Source organism: Lysinibacillus sp. GW823-FHT06C08, from assembly GCF_058795135.1.
The window spans coordinates 139,684-164,995 of record NZ_JBXAHN010000009.1; the positions used below are offsets into that span (position 1 = coordinate 139,684).

Annotated in this window: 26 protein-coding genes and 2 other annotated features; of the genes, 25 read left to right on the top strand and 1 reads right to left on the bottom strand. The window is 39.3% G+C overall.

The window, feature by feature from the left end; all coding sequences use genetic code 11:
• Positions 1-20 precede the first annotated feature (20 nt).
• Entirely contained in the window at positions 21-704 is a 684-nt protein-coding gene (locus AC1Q6O_RS18975) for a class I SAM-dependent methyltransferase (RefSeq protein WP_239355207.1), read from the bottom strand.
• Positions 705-829: 125 nt separating this feature from the next.
• Here AC1Q6O_RS18975 and AC1Q6O_RS18980 point away from each other — a divergent pair, with 125 nt between their 5' ends.
• From AC1Q6O_RS18980 to rpoB, 25 genes are all read left to right on the top strand, one after another.
• Positions 830-1,135 (top strand): DUF4870 domain-containing protein, encoded by a 306-nt coding sequence (locus tag AC1Q6O_RS18980; RefSeq protein WP_008180618.1) that lies wholly within the window; start codon positions 830-832, stop codon positions 1,133-1,135.
• A gap of 263 nt (positions 1,136-1,398) precedes the next feature.
• Positions 1,399-1,869, top strand: coding sequence for a CtsR family transcriptional regulator (locus tag AC1Q6O_RS18985; protein WP_025116468.1), 471 nt, complete (start codon positions 1,399-1,401; stop codon positions 1,867-1,869).
• Positions 1,870-1,882: 13 nt separating this feature from the next.
• On the top strand, positions 1,883-2,425 hold the full coding sequence (locus AC1Q6O_RS18990) for a UvrB/UvrC motif-containing protein (RefSeq protein WP_025116467.1): 543 nt from the start codon (positions 1,883-1,885) through the stop codon (positions 2,423-2,425).
• Positions 2,422-3,531, top strand: a complete 1,110-nt coding sequence (mcsB, locus tag AC1Q6O_RS18995) for a protein-arginine kinase McsB (protein ID WP_089986402.1) — start codon at positions 2,422-2,424, stop codon at positions 3,529-3,531. The genes AC1Q6O_RS18990 and mcsB overlap by 4 nt, the downstream gene beginning before the upstream one ends.
• Positions 3,521-5,965, top strand: a complete 2,445-nt coding sequence (locus AC1Q6O_RS19000; protein WP_008180611.1) for an ATP-dependent Clp protease ATP-binding subunit — start codon at positions 3,521-3,523, stop codon at positions 5,963-5,965. The genes mcsB and AC1Q6O_RS19000 overlap by 11 nt, the downstream gene beginning before the upstream one ends.
• 91 nt (positions 5,966-6,056) lie before the next feature.
• Complete coding sequence (gene radA / locus AC1Q6O_RS19005; RefSeq protein ID WP_008180607.1) at positions 6,057-7,433, top strand: DNA repair protein RadA; 1,377 nt, start codon at positions 6,057-6,059, stop codon at positions 7,431-7,433.
• Positions 7,434-7,650: 217 nt separating this feature from the next.
• Positions 7,651-8,736 carry a PIN/TRAM domain-containing protein gene (locus AC1Q6O_RS19010; protein WP_008180605.1) on the top strand — a complete coding sequence of 362 codons (1,086 nt, stop codon included), beginning with the start codon at positions 7,651-7,653 and terminating at the stop codon, positions 8,734-8,736.
• A gap of 11 nt (positions 8,737-8,747) precedes the next feature.
• On the top strand, positions 8,748-9,443 hold the full coding sequence (ispD, locus tag AC1Q6O_RS19015; RefSeq protein WP_492401974.1) for a 2-C-methyl-D-erythritol 4-phosphate cytidylyltransferase: 696 nt from the start codon (positions 8,748-8,750) through the stop codon (positions 9,441-9,443).
• Between the two features lie 386 nt (positions 9,444-9,829).
• The gene (ispF, locus tag AC1Q6O_RS19020) at positions 9,830-10,306 is read left to right on the top strand and encodes a 2-C-methyl-D-erythritol 2,4-cyclodiphosphate synthase (RefSeq protein WP_008180601.1); all 477 of its coding nucleotides are present in this window, start codon (positions 9,830-9,832) and stop codon (positions 10,304-10,306) included.
• Positions 10,307-10,394: 88 nt separating this feature from the next.
• Positions 10,395-11,855, top strand: a complete 1,461-nt coding sequence (gltX, locus tag AC1Q6O_RS19025) for a glutamate--tRNA ligase (protein ID WP_089986401.1) — start codon at positions 10,395-10,397, stop codon at positions 11,853-11,855.
• Positions 11,856-11,905: 50 nt separating this feature from the next.
• Positions 11,906-12,125, top strand: a binding site (T-box leader).
• A gap of 201 nt (positions 12,126-12,326) precedes the next feature.
• Positions 12,327-12,965 carry a serine O-acetyltransferase EpsC gene (gene epsC, locus AC1Q6O_RS19030; protein ID WP_008181850.1) on the top strand — a complete coding sequence of 213 codons (639 nt, stop codon included), beginning with the start codon at positions 12,327-12,329 and terminating at the stop codon, positions 12,963-12,965.
• Positions 12,962-14,362 (top strand): cysteine--tRNA ligase, encoded by a 1,401-nt coding sequence (gene cysS, locus AC1Q6O_RS19035; RefSeq protein WP_008181852.1) that lies wholly within the window; start codon positions 12,962-12,964, stop codon positions 14,360-14,362. The genes epsC and cysS overlap by 4 nt, the downstream gene beginning before the upstream one ends.
• 5 nt (positions 14,363-14,367) lie before the next feature.
• Positions 14,368-14,781 carry a Mini-ribonuclease 3 gene (locus AC1Q6O_RS19040; protein ID WP_012296087.1) on the top strand — a complete coding sequence of 138 codons (414 nt, stop codon included), beginning with the start codon at positions 14,368-14,370 and terminating at the stop codon, positions 14,779-14,781.
• A gap of 7 nt (positions 14,782-14,788) precedes the next feature.
• On the top strand, positions 14,789-15,541 hold the full coding sequence (gene rlmB, locus AC1Q6O_RS19045) for a 23S rRNA (guanosine(2251)-2'-O)-methyltransferase RlmB (protein WP_008181856.1): 753 nt from the start codon (positions 14,789-14,791) through the stop codon (positions 15,539-15,541).
• A gap of 2 nt (positions 15,542-15,543) precedes the next feature.
• Complete coding sequence (locus AC1Q6O_RS19050; RefSeq protein WP_008181857.1) at positions 15,544-16,056, top strand: NYN domain-containing protein; 513 nt, start codon at positions 15,544-15,546, stop codon at positions 16,054-16,056.
• A gap of 68 nt (positions 16,057-16,124) precedes the next feature.
• Positions 16,125-16,772 carry an RNA polymerase sporulation sigma factor SigH gene (sigH, locus tag AC1Q6O_RS19055; protein ID WP_054610143.1) on the top strand — a complete coding sequence of 216 codons (648 nt, stop codon included), beginning with the start codon at positions 16,125-16,127 and terminating at the stop codon, positions 16,770-16,772.
• A 76-nt stretch (positions 16,773-16,848) separates the two neighbouring features.
• Positions 16,849-16,995, top strand: coding sequence for a 50S ribosomal protein L33 (gene rpmG, locus AC1Q6O_RS19060; protein WP_075807303.1), 147 nt, complete (start codon positions 16,849-16,851; stop codon positions 16,993-16,995).
• Between the two features lie 47 nt (positions 16,996-17,042).
• Positions 17,043-17,228 (top strand): preprotein translocase subunit SecE, encoded by a 186-nt coding sequence (secE, locus tag AC1Q6O_RS19065; RefSeq protein WP_089986398.1) that lies wholly within the window; start codon positions 17,043-17,045, stop codon positions 17,226-17,228.
• A gap of 335 nt (positions 17,229-17,563) precedes the next feature.
• The gene (gene nusG / locus AC1Q6O_RS19070; RefSeq protein ID WP_036121629.1) at positions 17,564-18,097 is read left to right on the top strand and encodes a transcription termination/antitermination protein NusG; all 534 of its coding nucleotides are present in this window, start codon (positions 17,564-17,566) and stop codon (positions 18,095-18,097) included.
• A 230-nt stretch (positions 18,098-18,327) separates the two neighbouring features.
• Complete coding sequence (rplK, locus tag AC1Q6O_RS19075; protein ID WP_004233593.1) at positions 18,328-18,753, top strand: 50S ribosomal protein L11; 426 nt, start codon at positions 18,328-18,330, stop codon at positions 18,751-18,753.
• A gap of 116 nt (positions 18,754-18,869) precedes the next feature.
• Entirely contained in the window at positions 18,870-19,568 is a 699-nt protein-coding gene (gene rplA, locus AC1Q6O_RS19080) for a 50S ribosomal protein L1 (RefSeq protein ID WP_089986396.1), read from the top strand.
• A gap of 56 nt (positions 19,569-19,624) precedes the next feature.
• Positions 19,625-19,770, top strand: a sequence feature (ribosomal protein L10 leader region).
• Positions 19,771-19,802: 32 nt separating this feature from the next.
• The gene (gene rplJ / locus AC1Q6O_RS19085; protein WP_036121626.1) at positions 19,803-20,303 is read left to right on the top strand and encodes a 50S ribosomal protein L10; all 501 of its coding nucleotides are present in this window, start codon (positions 19,803-19,805) and stop codon (positions 20,301-20,303) included.
• Between the two features lie 73 nt (positions 20,304-20,376).
• Positions 20,377-20,736, top strand: a complete 360-nt coding sequence (gene rplL / locus AC1Q6O_RS19090) for a 50S ribosomal protein L7/L12 (protein ID WP_008181586.1) — start codon at positions 20,377-20,379, stop codon at positions 20,734-20,736.
• Between the two features lie 76 nt (positions 20,737-20,812).
• Entirely contained in the window at positions 20,813-21,415 is a 603-nt protein-coding gene (locus tag AC1Q6O_RS19095) for a class I SAM-dependent methyltransferase (RefSeq protein WP_025116452.1), read from the top strand.
• A gap of 242 nt (positions 21,416-21,657) precedes the next feature.
• Entirely contained in the window at positions 21,658-25,233 is a 3,576-nt protein-coding gene (rpoB, locus tag AC1Q6O_RS19100) for a DNA-directed RNA polymerase subunit beta (protein ID WP_008181590.1), read from the top strand.
• The last annotated feature ends 79 nt before the right edge of the window (positions 25,234-25,312 follow it).

A 25,312-nucleotide genomic window follows, 5' to 3' on the forward strand; every position in this document is an offset into this window, starting at 1 on the left:
GTTTTTACTACAAAATATATTTAATGTTCTTCTTTAAAGCATACCCATCCACCAAACAAAGTAGTGGCAAAAAATCGAGAAGGTTTTATAAAACCTGCTTCTTGTAATAATGTTAAAATCGCTTCCTCGGGCATAAATGACAGGGCCCGGATGGATTTTTCCATTTCTGCAACATCAGCTACGGAAAGCTTTGTATGTTGGAGCCAATAGGAACGCCATAAATCGAATTGCAGTTCCGTTTCAATAGTACCGGGTTGACCGTATTTCGAAACTAGGACAAACGGTGCGCCAGGTTGTAAATGGTTCCAAATTTCTTTTAAGGTCGATAGCTTATCTTCATAGCTTTGAATAAAATGAAGGACGAGTACACAACTAGCTGCATCAAATTTTATAGCAGGTAGATGGGTATCCAGCAAGGTTGCTTGATAGAATGACAGATCATTCGGTAAAGATTGGAGACGCTCCTTTGCTATATCAAGCATGGATTCTGACGGATCAATACCTGTAAATGACCAACTTGGTCTTCCATCTGCTAGCTGTAAAATTTCATTGCCACTACCTGCACCAACAACCAATATATCCGCATGCTCATGTAATGTGGAACGATAAAAAGTTTGTATTAAACGAAGCATTGCATCATAGCTTGGTAGAGTACGGCGAATCCCCTTTTCATATTCATTTGCTAATGTGTGGTTGAATTCCATTTCTCATCACGACCTTTCAAAAATTTTTAAAAAAACTCACTTTAAATTGAAACTATTACGGGTATAGTTCCGTAAATAGTAGTACATAAAACGATAGATAACGTATAAAGAAAGGGTTGATATATATGGAGAGTAAATGGTCTAAAGTAATCATACACGCAAGTTCGTTTTTTGCGCCATGGTTAGTTCCCATTATCTTCTTTTTAGTTAGTTCGGATGAGGAAGTGAAGGCAATTTCTATTCAAGCTATTCTTTTCCAACTTGTCATGGCAATTTTACTTGCTGTTTCTGGATTCTTAAGCATTTTCATTATTGGCATTCCATTTTTAATTGTTTTCGGTATTATGCTATTTGTAGTACCAATTATCGGTATCGTCAAAGCATTAACTGATGAGCCTTGGCGTTATCCAATTGTAGGTCGTTGGGTATAATTTTTATAGACGCAAGTATATGCTAGTTGCATATTCTTGCGTTTTTTCTATGGATAAAAAGGGTACATTAGGTGTAGGAAGCAAAAAGATATGCTCGATAACGACTAATTAGTGCTATTTTCTACGCTTGAATATAGTTTTTTAGCCTTTTCATTTTTCTCTAGGCGAAATCATTGCAATTATTTTCAAGCGTTTTGTATAATATACTCAAAGAAAGTCAAAGATAGTCAAAGTCAGTGAAGCAAGCGAGGTGTATTCCTAAAATGCGTAATATATCAGACATCATAGAAGGTTACTTAAAGCAAGTACTTGAATTAGGTGGAGAAGGGCATATTGAAATAAAACGTAGTGAAATTGCAGACAAATTTCAATGTGTACCATCACAAATAAATTATGTCATTAATACAAGATTTACCGCCGAGCGAGGTTACCTTGTGGAGAGCAAGCGAGGTGGTGGTGGATACATTCGAATTTTACGTGTCCGCGCGAATTCACAGATTGATTTAATCGACGATGTTCTCCAGCATATTGAAGGTGGAGCATCGCAAACAATGGCAGAAGATTTAGTATATCGACTTATCGATGAGCAGGTAATTTCAAAGCGAGAAGCGAAATTAATGTTAGCAGCAATTGATCGCTCAACAATCGATTTACATCTCCCTCTAAGAGATATAATTCGTGCAAAAATATTACGGGCGATGCTGACAACTATAAAATATGAGCAACAGAAATAGTGAGGTGATGGAAATGATATGTGAACATTGTAAACAACGTAATGCGACAGTTACTGTAACACAAGTTCAAAATGGGCAAAAGGTGGAGCACCATTATTGTGACGTCTGCGCCTCACAGTTCCATCCATTTCATGCAGAGTTTAAACAAGAGCCAGTTTCCATACAACAGTTATTATCAAACTGGTTTGGCTCACCTACATGGCAAAAGGTAGGAGAAAAACAACAAACACAGCCACAACAGCAAACATGCCCACAATGTGAATTTACGTATAAGCAATTTTTAAAAGAAGGTAAGTTTGGTTGCCCAAGCTGTTATGACACTTTTAGTGAGCATTTACCTAAGCTCTTTAACCGCATACAGGCGGGCCCCCAACATATTGGGAAAATGCCTGGTGCCCATAGCAATGTGTATGTCATTAAAAAGCAAATAGAGGATATCCGTAAACGTATGAAGTTCGCTGTAGATGAAGAGCAATTCGAAGAGGCAGCAAAGCTTCGAGATGAAGTCAAAGAGCTTGAGAAGCAGCTACAATTTGAAGGTGGTGATGTGTCTTGATAATTGAATCATTTTTAGAGCGTGCGACACCTACTTGGATGGGTATCGAAGACGATTATTCTGATATTGTCATTAGTACACGAATTCGCCTTGCTCGAAATTTAGATGGCTATCGTTTTCCACTATCGTTTTCAGAGAACGAGGCTTTACAGGTGGAACAGGCAGTTACACATGCAGTAAGCGATAGTCCAACCCTTCAAAATGATTATGCATATTTTGCTATCAATGATCTAACACCTTTACAACGTCAAATTCTTGTAGAAAAGCATTTGATTAGTCCGCAGCTTGCCAAAAAAGAGCAGGTGGGCTCCGTGCTTCTGTCACAAGATGAATCCGTGAGTATTATGGTGAATGAAGAGGATCATTTACGCATTCAATGTATGACAGCGAGTTTCCAGCTTCAAAATGCCTATGAACAAGCGAATAGAATTGACCGTATTCTAGAGAAGGTATTACCTTATGCTTTTCGAGATACGTTTGGCTATTTAACAAGCTGTCCTACGAATATTGGTACTGGGCTACGAGCATCTGTGATGATGCATTTACCTGCTCTTACGTTAACGGGACAGATGAATCAAATTATAAATGCGATGACACGCCTAGGTATGACCGTAAGAGGTATATATGGTGAAGGAAGCGAAAATTTAGGTAATGTTTATCAAGTGTCCAACCAAATTACACTTGGAAAGACAGAAGAAGATATTTTAGCAGATATACAAAGTGTTGCTGAAAAAATTATCCAAAAAGAACGGCACGCGAGAGGTAGATTGATGGAAAAGGCCGAGCTGGCTTTAGAAGATCGAGTTTATCGAGCTTTAGGTACCCTTACGTATGCAAGAATTTTAACGAGTGAGGAAGCGGCTACCTGTCTTTCGAATGTTCGTTTAGGAGTCGACCTACAGTTGATTGACGGTATACTCGCAACAACTTTAAATGAGTGTGTCGTCAGTATGCAACCAGGTTTTTTACAGCATTATGCAGGTGAGGCATTACCGCCTGCTGAACGTGATCGTGTACGAGCTGAAATGCTTCGTGAGGCATTATTTCAAACACACACGAATAAGCCTAATAATGGGGAAAAAGGAGAGGATTTATATGATGTTTAATCGTTTTACACAACGCGCGCAAAAAGTATTACAGCTTGCTCAGGAAGAGGCTATTCGTTGGAAGCACGAATCCATTGGTACAGAGCACATTTTATTAGGGCTTATACGTGAAGGCGGCGGTATTGCTGCAAAAGCGTTAGAAGCTATTGATATTAGTCCTCAAATGATTGAAGCTGGTATTGAAGAATTAGTCGGTAAAGGGAAAGAAGATGTTGGTCCAATAGTTCACTATACGCCACGAGCGAAAAAAGTAATTGAACTATCGGTTGACGAATCACGTAAATTAGGTCATTCGTATATCGGTACTGAGCATTTACTATTAGCACTTATACGTGAAGGTGAAGGTGTAGCAGCTCGCGTCTTAAATAATGCAGGTGTAGGCTTAAATAAAGCACGTCAGCAAGTTTTATTATTATTAGGAAATAATGATAACGCGCAGTCTGGTCAACAAGCGGCACAAGCGGCGAATACCCCAACATTAGATAGTTTAGCCCGTGATTTAACGCAAATTGCCCGTGAAGGTACGTTAGATCCTGTTATTGGTCGAAGCAAGGAAATTACACGTGTTATCGAGGTATTATCGCGTCGTACAAAAAATAACCCTGTCCTAATTGGTGAGCCAGGTGTTGGTAAAACAGCAATTGCTGAAGGGTTAGCACAGCAAATTATTAATAATGAAGTACCAGAAATTCTTCGAGACAAACGAGTGATGACGCTTGATATGGGAACTGTCGTTGCTGGTACAAAATATCGGGGTGAATTTGAGGACCGTTTGAAAAAGGTAATGGATGAAATTCGCCAAGCCGGCAATATCATTTTATTTATTGATGAATTGCATACTTTAATCGGTGCAGGTGGTGCAGAAGGTGCGATTGACGCATCAAATATTTTAAAACCGTCCTTAGCCCGTGGTGAGCTTCAATGTATCGGTGCGACAACGCTTGATGAATATCGTAAATATATTGAAAAAGATGCAGCATTAGAGCGTCGTTTCCAACCGATCCAAGTGGATGAACCAACGGTGGAAGAAGCTATTCTCATTATTCAAGGTTTACGTGACCGCTATGAAGCACATCACCGAGTGAAAATTACAGATGAAGCAATTGAAGCAGCGGCAAAAATGGGTGATCGATATATTTCAGATCGCTTCTTACCGGATAAAGCAATCGACCTTATCGATGAAGCGGGTTCAAAGGTTCGCTTACGTTCATTTGCGGTGCCACCAAACTTAAAGGCACTTGAAGATAAGCTTGAAAATGTTCGCTCGGAAAAGAATGCTGCTGTATCAGGTCAAGAGTTTGAAAAGGCTGCAGCACTTAGAGATACTGAGCAAAAGCTTAAAGATGAGATTGAAGCTACACGCAAGAATTGGAAAGAAGAGCAAGGCAAGGCCGAGTCCAAAGTGACTGTAGATGATGTTGCAGCAGTTGTATCGATGTGGACAGGAATTCCTGTAGCTAAAATCGCTTCTGAAGAATCTTCGAAATTATTACAACTTGAAGAAGAGCTACACAAACGCGTTGTAGGGCAAGGCGAAGCGGTAGAAGCTATTTCACGTGCGATCCGTCGTGCAAGAGCGGGCCTTAAAGATCCAAAACGACCAATCGGTTCATTTATTTTCTTAGGTCCTACAGGTGTTGGTAAAACAGAGCTTGCAAGAGCACTTGCTGAAGTGATGTTTGGTGACGAAGATGCTATGATTCGTGTCGATATGTCTGAGTACATGGAGAAACATTCGACTTCTCGTTTAGTAGGTTCGCCTCCAGGCTATGTAGGCTTTGACGATGGTGGTCAATTGACTGAAAAAGTCCGTCGTAAACCATATTCTGTTGTCTTACTAGATGAAATTGAAAAAGCACACCCTGATGTTTTCAATATTCTACTGCAAGTTCTTGAAGATGGACGATTAACGGACTCTAAGGGTCGTGTAGTAGACTTCCGCAATACAGTAGTCATTATGACTTCAAATGTTGGCGCGGATGCACTTAAATATCAAAAAAGTCTTGGTTTTAATGTTGGTGGCGCAGATTCTAAACATAACGATATGAAGAGTACGATGCTTGAAGAATTGAAAAAAGCATTCCGCCCAGAATTCTTAAACCGTATCGATGAAATGATTGTCTTCCATTCATTAGAAAAAGAGCATTTAAAAGAAATCATTGCGATGATGGGGAATGCTCTAACAAAACGTTTGAAAGAACAAGATATTTCACTAGAATTAACCGATGCAGCGCTTGAAAAAATCGCACAGGAGGGCTATGACCCTCAATACGGTGCACGTCCACTACGTCGAGCACTACAAAAACAAGTGGAAGACCGATTATCAGAAGAATTACTAAAAGGTAATGTGGAGAAGGGTAATCATGTTGTCATTGATTATGTAAACGATGAATTTATTGTGAAGAAAAAAGAGGGAGTTTCTATCTCTAAATAATTTCGAACGAAAGACAGTGAGGCATTAAGTGCCAAGCTGTCTTTTTTTTTGTACAATTAATATAAGAACAAATATTCGAGGTGAAAGAAAGTTGGCAAAGAAAAAAACGAAATTTGTATGTTCAGGCTGTGGCTATGAATCAGCAAAATGGATGGGAAGATGTCCAGGGTGTGGGGAATGGAATAAGATGGTGGAGGAAGTAGAAGTGATTGCGAAAGGACCACGTGGGGCTTTCCAGCATTCTGCTACTGTTACTCAAAAAGCAATCCCTATCATTCAGGTGGAGGCTAGTGAAGAGTCCCGTGTAGCGACAGAAATGGGCGAGCTGAACCGTGTATTAGGCGGCGGTATTGTGCCTGGCTCTCTAGTATTAATAGGTGGTGATCCAGGGATTGGGAAATCCACTTTATTACTACAAGTTTCAGCCTTGCTCTCTAATAAAGGTCATCGTGTGCTGTATATTTCTGGTGAGGAATCTATCCGTCAAACGAAGCTACGTGCGGAGCGTTTGGGGGTAATTTCACAAGAGCTGTATATTTATTCTGAAACAAATCTTGAGTTTTTGAATCAAACGATTGAGGAAGTACAGCCGAAATTTGTCATTGTTGATTCCATACAAACCGTCTTTCATCCAGAGGTAACAAGTGCGCCAGGTAGTGTCTCACAGGTCCGTGAGTGTACAGCTGAGCTTATGCGAATTGCTAAGACAAAAGGAATTGCGATCTTCTTAGTTGGGCATGTTACGAAAGAGGGGCAAATAGCAGGGCCTCGTATTTTAGAGCATATGGTGGATACAGTCCTGTATTTTGAAGGGGAAAGGCATCATAATCATCGTATTTTACGAAGTCAAAAGAACCGCTTCGGCTCTACAAATGAAATTGCTATATTCGAAATGCTACAGGGTGGGCTAAAAGAGGTTTTGAACCCATCTGAGCTGTTTTTACAGGAGCGTTCACAAGGAGCTGCGGGCTCCACGATTGTTGCCTCAATGGAGGGAACAAGGCCAATTCTCGTTGAAATTCAGTCGCTCGTAACGCCTACCAGCTTTAATTACCCTAAGCGGATGGCAACAGGGGTTGATCAAAATAGAGTGCAATTACTGATGGCCGTACTTGAAAAGCGTATGGGTCTCATGCTACAAGCGCAGGATGCATATATTAAAGTTGCTGGTGGTGTGAAATTGGACGAACCCGCCATCGATTTAGCTGTTCTGACAAGCATCGTTTCTAGCTTTAAGGATCAGGCTGTGCGAGCAACGGATTGCTTTGTTGGTGAGGTAGGTCTGACAGGAGAGGTGCGCCGAGTATCCCGTATTGAGCAACGTGTCATTGAAGCAGCGAAGCTTGGTTTTAAAAGAGTATTCATTCCTACATCCAATATAGGTGGATGGGATTTTCCACAAGGGATTGAAATTATCGGGGTAGAAACGATAAAGGATGCATTAAATGCCTGCTTTAGAGAGTTATAGGAAAAACCATGCATGTTAGATATTATTCTGACATGCATTTTCCTTCATTTTTGAAGGAAAAAGAGGAAACTCAAGTAAAGGGATAGGCGTCCTAGTTAATGCATGGTGAAGGTGAGATGGAAAATAGAGATTAAATAATGATAATTTGATGAGCTGATGAAGGATTTTCTACAGTAAACTATGTATAATCTTAACTAACAATAGGAGGTGACAGCTTGTGAAAAAATTTGTTCAAATTGCTTTTTTACTGATTGGAGGAGCGTTGGGCCTTGTTTTCTTACCGCCATTATACGAATTGCTTCATTTATCATCTAATCCTTGGCTTGATAATCCTTACGTATCAGTAGCATTAGGAGCGCTTTTACTGTTTACATTGTCATTTGCGTTTTCCGATTATTTTGTGAAGCTCATTAGCTGGATGGAAGAGGTCCTGTTTAAGGTCCCTGTCGGAGATTTATTATTCGGTACGCTTGGCCTAATAATAGGGCTAATTGTAGCGTATTTCTTAGGCTTTGCTATTAATAGTGTGCAGTTCCCCGTTGTTACAGAGGTGCTCCCTATTATCCTGTCATTTGTATTAGGATATTTAGGCTTCCGTCTAGGTTTTAGAAAAAGGGATGAATTAATACAGCTTTTTACTTTACGTAGTAATCATACGAAGAAAAAAGCTGCTGAGGGTGCTGAAATTCCAGAAGTGCGAGGAAGTTACAAATTGTTAGATACAAGTGTCATTATTGATGGTCGTATCGCAGATATTTCTGAAACAGGATTCATCGAAGGGGTTCTAGTGGTGCCTCAGTTTGTCCTTACAGAACTTCAGCATATTGCCGATTCTTCAGATACATTAAAGCGTACAAGAGGTCGTCGAGGTTTAGATATATTAAAAAAGTTACAGGATGAACGTAAGACAAATGTAGAGATTACAGATGAGGATTTTGAGGATGTGCAAGAGGTAGATTTAAAACTTGTACGACTGGCAAAAAAAATGGGTAACGATACTCAGATTGTCACAAATGATTTTAACCTTAATAAAGTCTGTGAGCTACATCATGTGAAAGTATTAAATATAAATGACTTAGCGAATGCCGTAAAACCTGTCGTGATTCCAGGTGAAGATATGCAGGTGGTAGTTATTAAGGATGGGAAAGAGCATAATCAAGGGGTCGCTTATTTAGACGATGGTACGATGATTGTTGTGGAAGGCGGTCGTAGCTATATAGGACAGGCCATAACAGTAACAGTAACGAGTGTATTGCAGACGTCAGCAGGTCGTATGATATTTGCGAAGCCGAAGGACGATTAGGATGTGAAAAAATGCAGTATGAAGTAGTTTTACCTGCCGCAGGAAGCGGTAAACGTATGGGGGCAGGACAAAATAAATTATTTTTAAAACTTTTAAAGAAGCCTATACTGATACACACGTTAGAGGTCTTTCAACAAGATCCCTTTTGCACAGGTATTTGGCTAGCGGTAAAACCGGAGGAGCGTATCTATATTCAAGAATTACTCGATGAATATCGCATTACGAAAGTCAAAGGTTTACCTGATGGTGGGGCTGAACGACAGCATTCTGTACATTCATGTATGAAGGAAATGCAACAGGTAGACATTGTGCTTGTTCATGATGCGGCACGGCCTTTTATTACACATGATATTATTGCAAATCTTGTTCAAAGTGCCCACGACTTTGGTGCAGCTATTGCAGGTGTCCGAGCCAAAGATACAATGAAAAAAGTTCGAAATGGTGTCATTGAGGAAACGGTAGATCGCGACAGCCTATGGATGATTCAAACGCCGCAAGCCTTTCGGTTTGATTTAATTGTTGAGGCAGAGGATGTTGCTGAAAAATTAGGTTTTCTTGGTACCGATGAAGCGATGCTAGTCGAGCGTCTTGGTCACACGGTGCATATTGTAGAAAGCAGCTACGAAAATGTAAAAATGACGACACAAGAGGATTTACTATTCGGAGAAGCTATTTTACGAAAACGCGCATTGCAAATAAACGAATAGTTATTAGTTTAAACATCTCATTAGTGATAGTTGCTAATGAGATTTTATATTGATGTAGCAAGAAATGACGAAGAGGATATGCTTGTTTTTTAGCTGTCGTTCAAATCCCTGTTGTAATAATGGACCGCGACATCAATGCGAATAATGATGTGTTAGCTTGAAAAAACTAGAAGCAATCACACCTAGTGGTAAGGTGTAATGGATCTAACGGTACAAGAAAATGCTCACTAATTGCTATCAGCTCAATTTCCTAGGAAATATGTTAAAATGTGAGGGTATAGTAGTGAGTAAATAGATAACAGTGAAGGAAGGTGAATGAGACTGCATTATAGGCAATCTAGGAGTAATAAAATCCACATGTATTGCTAACGTAGTCTCTCTATCATATGTTTCGAATTGGACAAGGTTTTGATGTACATGCATTTGAAGAAGGGCGTCCATTAATTATCGGTGGTATTACTATTCCACATGAAAAAGGATTAGTTGGACATTCAGATGCAGATGTTTTATTACACACAGTGACAGATGCAGCGCTAGGAGCAATTGGAGAAGGAGATATTGGACGTCATTTTCCAGATACGGATCCAGCTTTTAAGGACGCGGATTCAGCTAAATTATTAGAATACATTTGGAAAATTGTTGAGGATAAAGGATATATTCTAGGCAATGTCGATTGTACAATTATGGCTCAACGACCGAAAATGGCACCATATATTGAGCAAATGCAAAATCGTATTGCAGAATTGTTACATGCTGAGCCGTCACAGGTAAATGTCAAAGCGACTACAACTGAACGTCTAGGTTTTACCGGTCGTGAGGAAGGTATAGCAGCGATGGCAACGATTCTTTTGATGAAGAAATAAATGTGAGTGAACTCCGCTTTTATTTCCAGTTACAGAGTGGTAAAATGAACAAAGTCAATTTTGATCGAAAATTTAGGAGGCTTTTAATATGACGAAAGAAGTTCGCGTTCGTTACGCGCCATCTCCAACAGGTTTTTTACATATCGGTGGGGCGCGTACAGCATTATTCAATTATTTATATGCAAAACATCATAACGGTAAATTCATTGTACGTATTGAAGATACGGATATTGAACGTAATGTAGAGGGTGGAGAAGCATCTCAGCTAGATAACCTAAAATGGTTAGGTATTGAATATGATGAGTCCATTGATATAGGTGGACCTTATGCGCCTTATCGTCAAATGGAGCGTCTTGATATTTATAAAGAGCACGCTGAAAAGCTATTAGAGCAAGGTGCAGCCTATAAATGCTTCTGTTCTTCAGAAAAACTGGAAGCATCTCGTGAGGAACAAAAAGCGAGAGGTGTAGCAGCTCCTACTTATGATGGTACATGCCGTCATCTATCTGCTGAGGAAGTTGCTGCTAAAGAAGCAGCAGGTGAGCCATACACAATTCGTATGCGCGTACCAGAAAATGTAACGTATGATTTTGAAGATTTAGTCCGTGGACAAGTTACATTTGAATCTAAAGACATTGGTGACTGGGTAATTGTAAAAGCAAACGGAATTCCAACGTATAACTATGCTGTAGTTCTAGATGATCACTTCATGGAGATTTCTCATGTTTTCCGTGGTGAAGAGCATTTATCTAATACGCCAAAACAAATGATGATTTTTGATGCATTTGGTTGGGAGTATCCACGCTTCGGTCATATGACATTAATTATTAATGAAAACCGTAAAAAGCTATCAAAACGTGATGAATCCATTATTCAATTTGTCACTCAGTATAAGGATTTAGGGTATCTTCCAGAAGCAATGTTCAACTTCTTTGCTTTACTTGGCTGGTCTCCAGAAGGGGAAGAGGAAATTTTCTCTAAAGAAGAATTTATTAAAATCTTTGATGAAAAGCGTCTTTCTAAATCACCATCTATGTTCGATAAACAAAAGTTGACATGGATGAATAATCAATATATTAAAAAACTATCTTTAGAAGAAGTGGTTGCTTTATCTTTACCACATTTACAAAAAGCTGGACTCTTACCAGAGGAACTTACAGCGGAGCAACATGCATGGGCAACGGATTTAATTGGGCTTTACCATGACCAAATGAGCTTTGGTTCAGAGATTGTTGAATTATCTAGCCTATTCTTTAAAGACCATATTGAATATGATGAAGAAGCTAAAGCTGTTTTAGCAGGAGAACAAGTACCTGAGGTAATGGCTGCATTCAAGACGCAACTTGAAGAATTAGAAGAATTTACGCCAGATGCAGTAAAAGCAGCTATAAAAGCTGTGCAGAAAACAACAGGTCATAAAGGTAAAAATTTATTTATGCCAATCCGTGTTGTCACAACTGGTGAAACACATGGACCTGAGCTCCCAAATGCTATTTGCTTAATTGGTAAAGAGAAAGCAATTGATCGTGTAGAAAAATTTGCGCAATAAATAGAAATTCATTGACAATTGATTCGTTCGTTGTAAAATGTATTTACATTGGTAAAGCGTTGATAAGGAGAAGTAAGTGGCGCATGCTCTAAAGAGAGGACCATCACCGGCTGAAAGTGGTCTGAGTCTAGGCAAAACTGAAATGCACCTTTGAGCATAAAGCTGAACTATAGTAGGCTTTATCGATTCGTTCTCGTTAAAGAACGTCCAGAGTGGGAGGCTTTTTGCCTTCAATCAGAGTGGAACCACGCAAATTCAAGCGTCTCTGTCATTCCTTTTAGGGATGATAGGGGCGTTTTTTATTTTATCTTCATTCATTGATGAAGAGGGAGGCATTTCAAACAAACATGCCACATCATCTTAGGCAGAGAATTCTACAGAAAATTGACTACAGTGACAGCTCTGTGTGAAGGATTTCTAGGAATTTGAGCAAGACCAACATAAAAAGGGGGAGTTTTTGTGTTTAAAAGGATGAAAGAAGATGTGGAAACCATTTTTGAAAATGATCCAGCAGCGCGTAGTGTTTTTGAAGTGATATTAACATATTCCGGTTTGCATGCCACATGGGCACATCGAGTGGCTCATTGGTTCTTTAAGAAACGTTTTTATTTCATGGCTCGTGCCATTTCACAAATAAGCCGCTTTTTTACTGGTATTGAAATTCATCCTGGCGCGAAAATTGGCCGCCGCTTTTTTATCGACCATGGAATGGGTGTTGTCATTGGTGAGACATGTGAAATTGGTGATAACGTTACATTATATCAAGGTGTAACTCTAGGGGGTACAGGGAAAGAAAAGGGGAAACGCCACCCTACATTAGAGGATAATGTCCTTGTAGCAACAGGGGCTAAAGTATTAGGTTCTATTACAGTTGGCGAGAATAGTAAAATTGGTGCGGGGTCAGTTGTTTTAAAAGAGGTGCCGCCAAATGCCACCGTGGTCGGTATACCTGGTAAAATAGTGATTAAGGATGGAGTTCGTCTAGAGAAAAAGCTAGATCATCAAAATATACCTGATCCTGTGGAAGATCGCTGTCAAGCTTTTGAGAAGCAGATCATTGAATTAAAGCAAGAAATTGAACGCTTACAAAAGGAGAGAGAGACACAATGAGTATTCAAATTTTCAACTCATTATCACGACAAAAAGAAACCTTCGTGCCGCTAGAAGAAGGCAAAGTGAAAATGTATGTCTGCGGTCCTACCGTTTATAACTATATCCATATCGGGAATTCACGTCCTGTTATAGTTTATGACACAGTACGTCGCTATTTCCAATATAAAGGCTATGATGTAAAGTTTGTATCCAACTTTACGGATGTAGACGATAAAATTATTAAGGCTGCCAATGAGCTTGGTGAAGAAGTGCATGAGTTAACAGAGCGCTTTATTGCTGCGTACTTTGAAGATGTTACTGCATTAGGATGCAAAAAGGCAGATGTTCATCCACGCGTTACGGAGCATATGACTGATATCATTCAGTTTATCCAAATCTTAATTGAAAAAGGCTATGCTTATGAGTCAGCAGGTGATGTATATTACCGCACGCGCAAGTTTAATGGCTATGGTAAATTATCACATCAATCAGTGGATGATTTAAAAATTGGTGCACGTATTGAAGCTGGCGAGAAAAAAGATGATGCATTGGATTTTGCTTTATGGAAGGCAGCGAAGCCAGGAGAAATTTTCTGGGAAAGTCCTTGGGGCAATGGCCGTCCTGGGTGGCATATTGAATGTTCTGTAATGGCTCGTGAGCATTTAGGAGATACTATTGATATTCACGCTGGTGGACAGGATTTAACTTTCCCACACCACGAAAATGAAATTGCACAATCAGAAGCTCATAATGATAAAACATTTGCACGTTATTGGATGCATAATGGTTATATTAATATTGATAATGAAAAGATGTCTAAATCTCTTGGGAATTTTATTCTGGTGAATGATATTCGTAAACAAATTGATCCACAAGTACTACGGTTCTTTATGTTATCGGTACATTATCGCCATCCCATTAATTTTGCGAAGGATTTAGTAGAGGCAGCTGCAGCTGGCTTAGAGCGCATTCGTACAGCCTACAACAATGTGAAGCATCGCCTTACGACTACGGTAAGCTTAGGCGATCACTCAGATGAGTGGCTTAATAAAATTACTGAACAAAAAGCGCAATTTGAAGAGGCAATGGATGATGATTTTAATACTGCTAACGGAATTTCGGTATTATTTGAGTTAGCTCGTATTGCTAATATTTATTTAAACGAAACGAATACTTGCAAGAAAGTGCTAGAAACTTTTATTGAAACTTTTGAAGTACTAGGTGACGTCTTAGGTATTAAATTTGCAAAAGAAGAGGAATTATTAGACGAAGAAATTGATGCATTACTACAAGAACGTGTAGAGGCACGTAAAAATCGTGATTTTGCTCGTTCTGATGAGATTCGTGACCATTTGCAAGCCCAAGGTATCATTTTAGAAGATACGCGACAAGGAACTAGATGGAAACGAGGGTAATTAAGTTGGATAAACTTCGCAATGAAGATGTTAAGCAATTAAATGCGTTGGCGTTAGCCTATATGGGTGACGCCGTATTGGAGCAAAAGATACGAGAACACTTACTACGTTCAGGTCGAGTTAAACCGAATACACTTCATCGAGAGGCAACACGTTACGTTTCGGCAAAAGCACAATCTATGATTGTTCATCGTATGATGGATGAAAATTATTTAACAGAGGAGGAGTTGGCAGTGTTCCGCCGTGGACGTAATGCCAAGTCCGGCTCTGTACCAAAAAATACAGATGTTCAAACTTATCGAAATAGCTCAGGCTTTGAGGCGGTACTTGGTAGTTTATATTTATTAAATGAACTTGAACGCGTCTATGAAATCATTGCATATGCTATTCAAATCATCGAGGAATCGAAAGGAGTGTAGAATTATAATGACAGAACAAAATGGAGAAATTATTGCAGGTAAAAACCCAGTGTTAGAAGCACTTCGTTCAGGACGCGATATGAATAAAGTATGGATTGCAGAGGGTGTAAAAAAATCGGGTGTCAACGAACTGCTAGATTTAGCTAGAGAACGCGGAGTGATCGTTCAGTTTGTTCCGAAAAAGAAAGTCGATCAATTATCAAGTGCAAATCATCAAGGGATTGTTGCTTCTGTTGCAGCTTATCAGTATGCTGAACTAGAGGATTTATTTGCTGCAGCCGCAAAAAAACAAGAGGATCCTTTTTTCTTAATCTTAGATGAGCTTGAAGATCCACATAATCTAGGTTCTATTATGAGAACAGCTGATGCAATAGGAGCACACGGTATTATTATTCCTAAGCGCCGTTCAGTGAGTTTAACAGCTGTCGTGGCGAAAGCATCAACAGGCGCTATTGAACACGTTCCTGTAGTCCGTGTAAACAATTTAGCTCAAACAGTAGATGAACTAAAAGAACGAGGTGTATGGATTGCTGGTACAGATGCAAAGGGCTCTGTAGACTATCGAAAAATGGATGCAACATTACCATTGGCTATCATTATCGGTAGTGAAGGTAAGGGAATGGGGCGTTTATTAAAAGAGAAATGTGACTTCTTGTATCATTTACCGATGGTGGGACATGTGACATCATTGAACGCCTCAGTAGCTGCAGCGCTATTAATGTACGAAGTGTATCGTAAACGTCAAGAAGCGATTGAGTAACAATGAAAAACATTTTGCTAGTAGATGGCTATAATATGATTGGGTCCTGGAAAGAGCTTCGACCATTGCGGGATACAAATTTTGAGGATGCTCGCAAAAGGTTGATAGAACTTATGGCTGAATATAAAGCAGCTATGGGTTGGCGCGTAATTATTGTTTTTGACGCACATCTAGTTCCAGGCGTAGAGCAATCTTATTTAGAAAGTGATGTTGAAGTCATTTATACTCGGAAAAATGAAACGGCAGATGAACGTATTGAAAAAATGACGCATGAACTTAAGGCTAGAAATGTACAAATACACGTAGCAACTTCTGATATGGCAGAGCAAAGTGTTATTTTTGGTAATGGAGCCTTGAGAAAATCAGCTAGAGAACTAGAAATAGATACAAGCATTATCCAGCATAAAATATCGCACGATGTGAAAAGGAAACAAGAAAGTAGACCACCTTCACGTATAGAATTAAAGCCAGATGTGGCGATAGCATTCGAAAAATGGAGACGTGGATTGAAATGATTGATTGACGCATATTTTCCAATTCCGTTATACTGTTCCTAATTATCTGTTGTGGCTGAGGTGATACCATGTTTAAAAATAGCATTGTACAAGTGACACAAGATTTTGAACGATTCAATGATGAAGAACTTATTGAAATGGTGCATCAAGGTAATACAGATGCGTTGGATTATTTAATTACGAAATACCGTTTGTTAGTTAGAGCGAAGGCAAGATCCTATTTCTTAATTGGTGCTGATAAGGAAGATATCGTGCAAGAGGGCATGATCGGTTTGTATAAAGCGATTCGTGATTTTAAAGGGGATAAGCTTGCTTCTTTCCGAGCTTTTGCTGAGTTATGTATTACAAGGCAAATTATTACTGCTATTAAAACGGCTACTAGGCAAAAGCATATACCTCTTAACTCTTATATTTCTTTGGACAAGCCCATTTTTGATGAAGAATCAGACCGAACGCTCATGGATGTTTTAACAGGCGCTATCATGGATGATCCAGAAGAATTAATAATTCATAGAGAAGAGTTTGGTTATTTAGAAGAGAAAATGAGTGAGATTTTAAGTGAACTAGAGTTACAGGTTTTAGCCCTATATCTAGATGGCCAATCGTATCATGAAATTTCTGCAAAATTAAATCGTCATGTGAAATCGATTGATAATGCTTTGCAGCGAGTGAAGCGTAAATTAGAGCGACATTTAGTCCTTGAGGAAATGTCTTAGAGGGCAGAGGCATTATTGACATTGACAAATATAGGTGTTAGTCTTAAAAAGACAAAGTGCCGAAAAAGGTGAGTATATGGCAAAAAAAGTCGTGCTAAATTGCGAGAAATGTGGATCGAGAAATTACACGTTCCCGGCTAAAGAAGGCTCCACTGTACGCCTCGAATTAAAAAAATTTTGCTCGCATTGCAATGAACATACAGTGCATAAACAAACGCTATAAAATGATATGTAAATAGACAGATTGATTGATTCGGAGGTTAAGCTAGAATGGGCAAGATCAAAGGCTTTTTCAGTGATGTAATGTCAGAAATGCGCAAAACAAGCTGGCCAAAAGGTAAAGAGTTGACTAAATATACAGTCGTTGTTATTTCAACTGTTGTCGTTATGGCTTTATTTTTTGTGTTAGTTGACTTAGGTATTTCATCATTATTCCGCTGGTACTTAGATTTATAATTTAGTAAATAGCATGTTAATACTTATGAAATAGCCCGTCCAATGCAATAACGGGTTTTTTCGTTTGTTTTACCTTCATTCAGCAGACAATTCCATCTTTATGGGCGAGTGATATGGGTGAAGTGAATGGCAGTAAGATAATCTCATTATGATAAGTATGATAGTAGCAATAGATGACTATGCTAGTTTCGATACATATCATCAGGCTTTCTTAATAGGGAAGGGCTATGTCTACATGAGATGTTTGTGAAAAGAGTAAGAAATGCATCTAGCATATCGCGATTCATTTTCACTTTTATTTGTAAGGGAGGGACGGACGAGGAGTCCTAGTAGTTATGGAGAAAAATTGGTATGTTGTTCATACGTATTCAGGGTATGAGAACCGAGTAAAAGCAAACCTAGAGAAACGTGTAGAAACAATGGGAATGCAAGATAAAATCTTCCGAGTGATTGTTCCTGAACACGAGGAAACAGAAATGAAGGATGGGAAAAAGCGTACAATGATGCGTAAAGTTTTCCCAGGTTATGTATTAGTAGAGCTTATTATGACAGATGATTCTTGGTATGTAGTGCGTAATACGCCGGGTGTAACAGGATTTATCGGGTCATCTGGTGGAGGAGCAAAACCAACACCTTTACTACCAGAAGAGGCGGATCGTCTACTACAGCAAATGGGCATGACTGATAAAGTTGTCGAAGTAGATATCTCTATTGGTGAAGCGGTTGAAGTATTAGAAGGGCCATTCGCTCATTTCCAAGGACGTGTTGAAGAAATTGACACAGAAAAAGGAAAAGTGAAAGTGTCTGTTGATATGTTTGGTCGCGAAACAATTATGGAGCTAGACTTCGAACAAATTCAAAAATTATAGTACAATTACTAGAACTGTGACATGCCAATTGGTAGATGTTTCGCAGATTTTGTTAATTACCACTTGCTTAAAAAAATTAAAAGTGGTATCATTTCATAGGTCAGACTGTCATACTTTTGTTTGACGTCTGTAATGATAATTTTAATGTTATCGGCACTTAGCTGACAGACAGATATTGAGTGGGAGGGGCAACCCAATTACCACATCACGGACTTAAGGAGGTGTGTCTCGTGGCTAAAAAAGTTATTAAAGTTGTAAAACTTCAAATCCCTGCTGGTAAAGCTAACCCAGCTCCACCGGTTGGTCCTGCATTAGGTCAAGCGGGTGTGAACATCATGGGATTCTGTAAAGAATTCAACGCGCGTACTGCTGATCAAGCTGGTCTTATTATTCCAGTTGAAATTTCAGTATTCGAGGACCGTTCTTTCACTTTCATTACAAAAACTCCACCTGCAGCGGTTCTACTTAAAGTAGCAGCTGGTATCCAATCTGGATCTGGTGAACCAAATCGTAAAAAAGTGGCAACGGTTAAACGTGATAAAGTTCGCGAAATCGCTGAAACTAAAATGCCAGACCTTAACGCTGCTTCAGTAGAAGCTGCTATGTTAATGGTAGAAGGTACTGCACGAAGCATGGGTATTGTTATCGAAGACTAATCCCAGTTACTTGATGTTTTGTTTTTTGGAAGGTTGCGAAGTTTCTTTGTGAACACGCAACCTTTATTCGTGGGAGGTAAAATCCGCTATAACCACAATCAAGGAGGAAATATATAATGGCTAAAAAAGGTAAAAAACTGCAAGATGCAGCTAAATTAATTGATCGTAACTCACTATACAATGCACAAGAAGCAATCGAACTTGCTCAAAAAACTAGCACAGTAAACTTCGACGCTACTGTAGAAGTTGCTTTTCGCTTAGGTATTGATACTCGTAAAAACGACCAACAAATCCGTGGTGCAGTAGTGCTACCAAACGGTACTGGTAAAACTCAACGCGTATTAGTATTCGCAAAAGGTGAAAAACTTAAAGAAGCAGAAGCTGCTGGTGCTGACTATGTAGGTGATGCAGAGTACATCCAAAAAATCCAACAAGGTTGGTTTGATTTCGATGTAATCGTAGCAACTCCTGACATGATGGGTGAAGTTGGTAAACTTGGTCGTGTATTAGGACCTAAAGGCTTAATGCCAAACCCTAAAACTGGTACAGTTACTTTCGATGTAACAAAAGCTATCGAAGAAATCAAAGCTGGTAAAGTAGAATACCGTGCTGATAAAGCTGGTATCATCCACGCTCCTATCGGTAAAGTTTCTTTCTCTGCAGAAAAATTAGTAGAAAACTTCTTAGCTGTATTTGATGTAGTTCAAAAAGCAAAACCTGCTGCAGCTAAAGGTACTTACATGAAATCTGTAAATATTACAACTACAATGGGCCCAGCTGTTAAAATTGACGCTGCTAACGTAGTAGTGAAATAATTTAAATATATATATATTGACAATGGCAATGGTTACATGATATAATCATTGCTGTTGTGAATTATCCATTTGTACCGTAGACAGTAGGAGTGACTTGTCACTTAATGTTCCTACCGAGGACATCGGAATTCAGATTCTTATTTAAAGATGATGACTTTCAGCCTCTGTGTCTATTTGACGTAGAGGCTTTTCTTTTGTCGGTATAAATGACCCATTCTAATAGGAGGTGTCATCATGAGCAAAGCAATCGAAAACAAACAAGTACAAGTTCAAGAGATTACTGAGAAATTCCAAAGCGCTTCTTCTGTAGTAGTAGTGGATTACCGTGGTCTTAATGTTGCACAAGTAACAGAGCTTCGTAAACAACTTCGTGAAGCTGGCGTTGAGTTCAAAGTATACAAAAACACTTTAACTCGTCGTGCTGCTGAAGCTGCTGGTCTTGCGGGAATCAACGACGTATTAGTTGGTCCTAACGCAATTGCGTTCTCAAATGAAGATGTTGTAGCGCCTGCTAAAATCATCAACGAGTTCGCTAAGAAAAACGAAGCTTTAGAAATTAAAGCTGGTATTATCGAAGGTACAATCTCTTCTGTTGAAGATGTTAAAGCACTTGCAGAACTTCCATCACGCGAAGGTCTACTTTCTATGCTTTTATCTGTACTTCAAGCTCCAGTGCGTAACTTCGCACTTGCAACAAAAGCTGTTGCAGAACAAAAAGAAGAACAAGGCGCGTAATTTAATACGTCCAAAAACTTCCGCGGCCTGACCGCAAAAAAATAAAACATTATCCAATTAGGAGGAAATTATAATGAACAAAGAGCAAATCTTAGAAGCTATCAAAGCTATGACAGTTCTTGAATTAAACGATTTAGTAAAAGCTATCGAAGAAGAATTCGGTGTAACAGCTGCTGCTCCTGTAGCAGTAGTTGCTGGCGGTGCTGCTGCAGCTGAAGAGAAAACAGAATTCGACGTAGTATTAGCATCTGCTGGTGCAGAAAAAATTAAAGTAATCAAAGTGGTTCGCGAAATCACTGGTTTAGGTCTTAAAGAAGCTAAAGAAGTAGTAGATAACGCTCCTAAAGCTCTTAAAGAAGGCGTTTCTAAAGATGAAGCTGAACAAATCAAAACTAAACTTGAAGAAGTTGGCGCATCTGTAGAAGTTAAGTAATCTCGCGTTACTTTTAAACAAAAGGAAAGCTCGTCATATTGGCGAGCTTTTTTCTTCATTCTGAGGAGGCGTGAAAATGTCAGATCACTATTATACAAGTAATCCTCAAACTGAGAGTAAACCTCGTCACTGGACATTCAAATTACTAGGGCATACGTTTTCATTTGAAACGGATGCAGGTGTATTTAGTAAAAGCGAAGTAGATTTTGGATCCCGTGTTTTAATAGACGCTTTTCAAATGCCTAATATTGATGGTGCGATTTTTGATATAGGTTGTGGTTATGGGCCGATAGGATTATCCATAGCCAAAGCAAATCCAGACCGTACCGTCTGTATGATGGATATAAATGAACGTGCAGTTGCGCTTTCGCAAAAAAATGCGCAAGTGAACGGTGTTCAAAATGTGCGAATATTTGTGAGTGACGGCCTATCGATGGTTGATAAAGATATAGAAGCAGCAGCTATCTTAACGAATCCACCAATTCGTGCAGGGAAGGAAACGATTTTCCGCTTTTACGATGGAGCTTATGATAGACTAGTGTCATCTGGAGAGCTTTGGGTAGTGATTCAGAAGAAACAAGGAGCGCCATCGACAGTAAGTTACCTAGAAGGTAAATTTTCCGAAGTCGATGTTGTAGAGAAGAAAAAAGGATACTGGATAGTACGTGCAAAAAAATAAATGAAATATGTATAATTTATTGACTTGACAAATCGGCTATGATAATATGATAAAATGCAAAAATATTATTTTGAGGTCGTATGCCCTTTTTGTATAGAATTGTTTTAATATGGGTATACTTGCCAAGATAAGTTTAGTTAACCGAAAATGAGATCTTTTTGAAGACTCGTTTTCTTTTTGTCTTTCGAAATCATACACTATTTGTATGATTTTGCAAAGACCTAATATCGCTTTATTGAGGGGTGAATGAGTTGACAGGTCAACTAGTTCAGTACGGACAACACCGCCAGCGTAGAAGCTTTGCGCGTATTAAAGAGGTGCTTGAGCTTCCAAATCTGATTGAGATTCAAACGGCGTCTTACGAATGGTTCCTTGAAGAAGGTTTACGTGAAATGTTCCGTGACATTTCGCCGATCGAGGACTTTACAGGTAATCTTTCATTAGAATTCATCGATTATTCATTAGGTGATCCTAAATATGATGTTGATGAGTGTAAAGAGCGAGATGTTACTTACGCAGCTCCATTACGCGTGAAAGTACGTCTTTACAACAAAGAAACAGACGAAGTGAAAGAACAAGATGTCTTCATGGGTGACTTCCCATTAATGACTGAAACAGGTACGTTCATTATCAATGGTGCTGAACGTGTTATCGTTTCACAATTAGTTCGTTCACCAAGTGTGTATTTCCATGATAAAACGGATAAGAACGGTAAAAAAGGTTTTGGAGCTACAGTGATTCCAAACCGTGGTGCATGGTTAGAGTATGAAACGGATGCAAAAGATGTAGTTTATGTACGTATCGATCGTACTCGTAAGTTACCAGTAACCGTATTACTTCGTGCATTAGGTTTTGGCTCAGACCAAGAAATTATCGATATTATCGGTGATAACGAGTATTTACGTAATACGTTAGAAAAAGATAACTCTGAAAGTACTGAAAAAGCACTTTTAGAAATCTACGAGCGTTTACGTCCAGGTGAGCCACCAACAGTTGAAAGTGCGAAAAGTTTATTATACTCTCGTTTCTTCGACGCAAAACGCTATGATTTAGCGAATGTTGGACGCTACAAAATGAATAAAAAGCTTCATATTAAAAATCGTTTATTCAACCAAACGATTGCTGAAACGCTTGTAGATCCAGAAACAGGCGAAATTTTAGTAGAGAAAGGTACAGTGCTTGATCGCCGTACTTTAGATAAAATCCTACCTTACCTAGAAGATTCTTCGAAAGGTATTGGTTTCCGTACTTTATCACAAGTTGGTGGGGTACTTGAGGATGATGTAACAATCCAATCTATTAAAATTTATGCACCCAAAGATGAAGCACAAAAAGAAATTAATATCATTAGTAATGCCTATATCGATGAAGAAGTGAAGAATATTACACCTGCTGACGTACTGTCTTCAGTAAGCTATTTCTTCAACCTGCTTTATCAAGTAGGAGCAACAGATGATATTGACCATTTAGGTAACCGTCGTCTACGTTCTGTAGGTGAGTTACTGCAAAACCAATTCCGTATCGGTTTGTCTCGTATGGAACGTGTAGTACGTGAGCGTATGTCTATTAACGACACAGCGGCTATCGTACCACAACAATTAATTAATATCCGTCCAGTAATTGCGTCAATTAAAGAGTTCTTCGGAAGCTCTCAATTATCACAATTCATGGACCAAACAAACCCATTAGCAGAATTAACGCATAAGCGTCGATTATCTGCATTAGGGCCTGGTGGTTTAACACGTGAGCGTGCTGGTTTCGAAGTACGTGACGTTCATTACTCTCACTATGGTCGTATGTGTCCAATCGAGACACCAGAGGGTCCAAACATTGGTTTAATCAACTCATTATCTTCTTTCGCTAAAGTAAATAAATTTGGTTTCATCGAAACGCCTTACCGTCGTATTGATCACGAAACAGGTCAAGTAACGGAACAAATTGATTACCTAACAGCTGATGAAGAAGATAACTACTACGTAGCACAAGCAAACTCACTATTAAATCCAGATGGCAGTTTTGCAAAGGACGAAGTAGTAGGTCGTTTCCGTGGTGATAACACAGTATTCAATAAAGCTCAAATGGACTACATGGACGTATCTCCTAAACAAGTAGTTTCTGCAGCGACTGCGTGTATCCCATTCTTAGAAAACGATGACTCTAACCGTGCACTTATGGGTGCAAACATGCAACGTCAAGCAGTTCCACTTCTTAACCCAGAAGCACCATTCGTTGGTACGGGTATGGAACATGTGGATGCACGTGATTCTGGTGCAGCTGTAGTAGCGAAGTATGATGGTATTGTTGAGCACGTTGAGGCTCGCTCTATCCATGTTCGCCGCATTGAAGTTGTAGATGGCAAAGAGGTTAAAGGCGATTTAACAAAATATAAATTACAAAAATTCATTCGTTCAAACCAAGGTACTTCATATAACCAACGTCCACTTGTAAAAGTTGGCGAACGCGTGAAGCCTCGCGATATTTTAGCAGATGGTCCATCAATGGAAAAAGGCGAATTAGCTCTTGGACGTAACGTACTTGTTGCATTCATGACTTGGAACGGCTTTAACTATGAGGATGCTGTTATTATGAGTGAGCGCCTTGTAAAAGATGATGTTTATACATCTGTTCATATTGAAGAATATGAGTCAGAGTCTCGTGATACAAAGCTTGGACCTGAAGAAATCACTCGTGATATTCCAAATGTCGGTGAAGATGCACTTCGTAACCTAGACGAACGTGGTATTATCCGTATCGGTGCGGAAGTACGCGATGGTGATATTCTTGTAGGGAAAGTAACGCCTAAAGGAGTTACAGAATTAACGGCTGAAGAGCGTTTATTACATGCTATTTTCGGTGAAAAGGCTCGTGAGGTTCGTGATACATCATTACGTGTACCACACGGTGCTGGCGGTATCATTCTGGATGTTAAAGTATTTAACCGCGAAGATGGCGATGAATTACCACCAGGTGTTAACCAATTAGTTCGTGCTTATATTGTTCAAAAACGTAAAATTCGCGTTGGGGACAAAATGGCCGGACGTCACGGTAACAAAGGGGTTATCTCTCGTATCTTGCCAGAAGAAGATATGCCATTCATGCCAGATGGCACGCCTGTAGATATCATGTTAAATCCACTTGGTGTACCTTCTCGTATGAATATCGGACAAGTTTTAGAATTACACTTAGGTATGGCTTCTCGCTATCTAGGCGTCCACATGGCAACACCAGTATTTGATGGTGCAAATGAAGAAGACGTTTGGGAAACGATGGAAGAAGCAGGGATGAACCGTGACGGTAAAACAATCCTGTATGATGGCCGTTCTGGTGAACCATTTGATAACCGTGTATCTGTTGGGATCATGTATATGATCAAACTTGCTCACATGGTTGACGATAAACTTCACGCGCGTTCAACAGGTCCTTACTCACTTGTTACGCAGCAACCACTTGGTGGTAAAGCGCAATTTGGTGGACAACGTTTTGGTGAGATGGAAGTATGGGCACTTGAAGCATACGGTGCCGCTTATACCCTTCAAGAAATCTTAACAGTTAAATCCGATGACGTTGTTGGTCGTGTAAAAACATATGAAGCCATCGTTAAGGGTGAAAGTGTACCAGAGCCAGGCGTTCCTGAGTCATTCAAAGTATTGATTAAAGAACTTCAATCTCTTGGTATGGACGTTAAGATGCTAACAGTTAATGATGAAGAAGTAGAGCTTCGTGATTTAGACGAAGAAGAAGATCTTCAACCAGCTGATGCACTTAACATCGCACCACAGCCAGATACTCAAGAAGAGCCAGTAGAGTCTTTTGAATAATGGAAACCAACATTCACAATTGTGAATAAGGTCAAACTTATTTTTCAAATTAGCCGGGCAGGATTTAACGCCCTGCCTG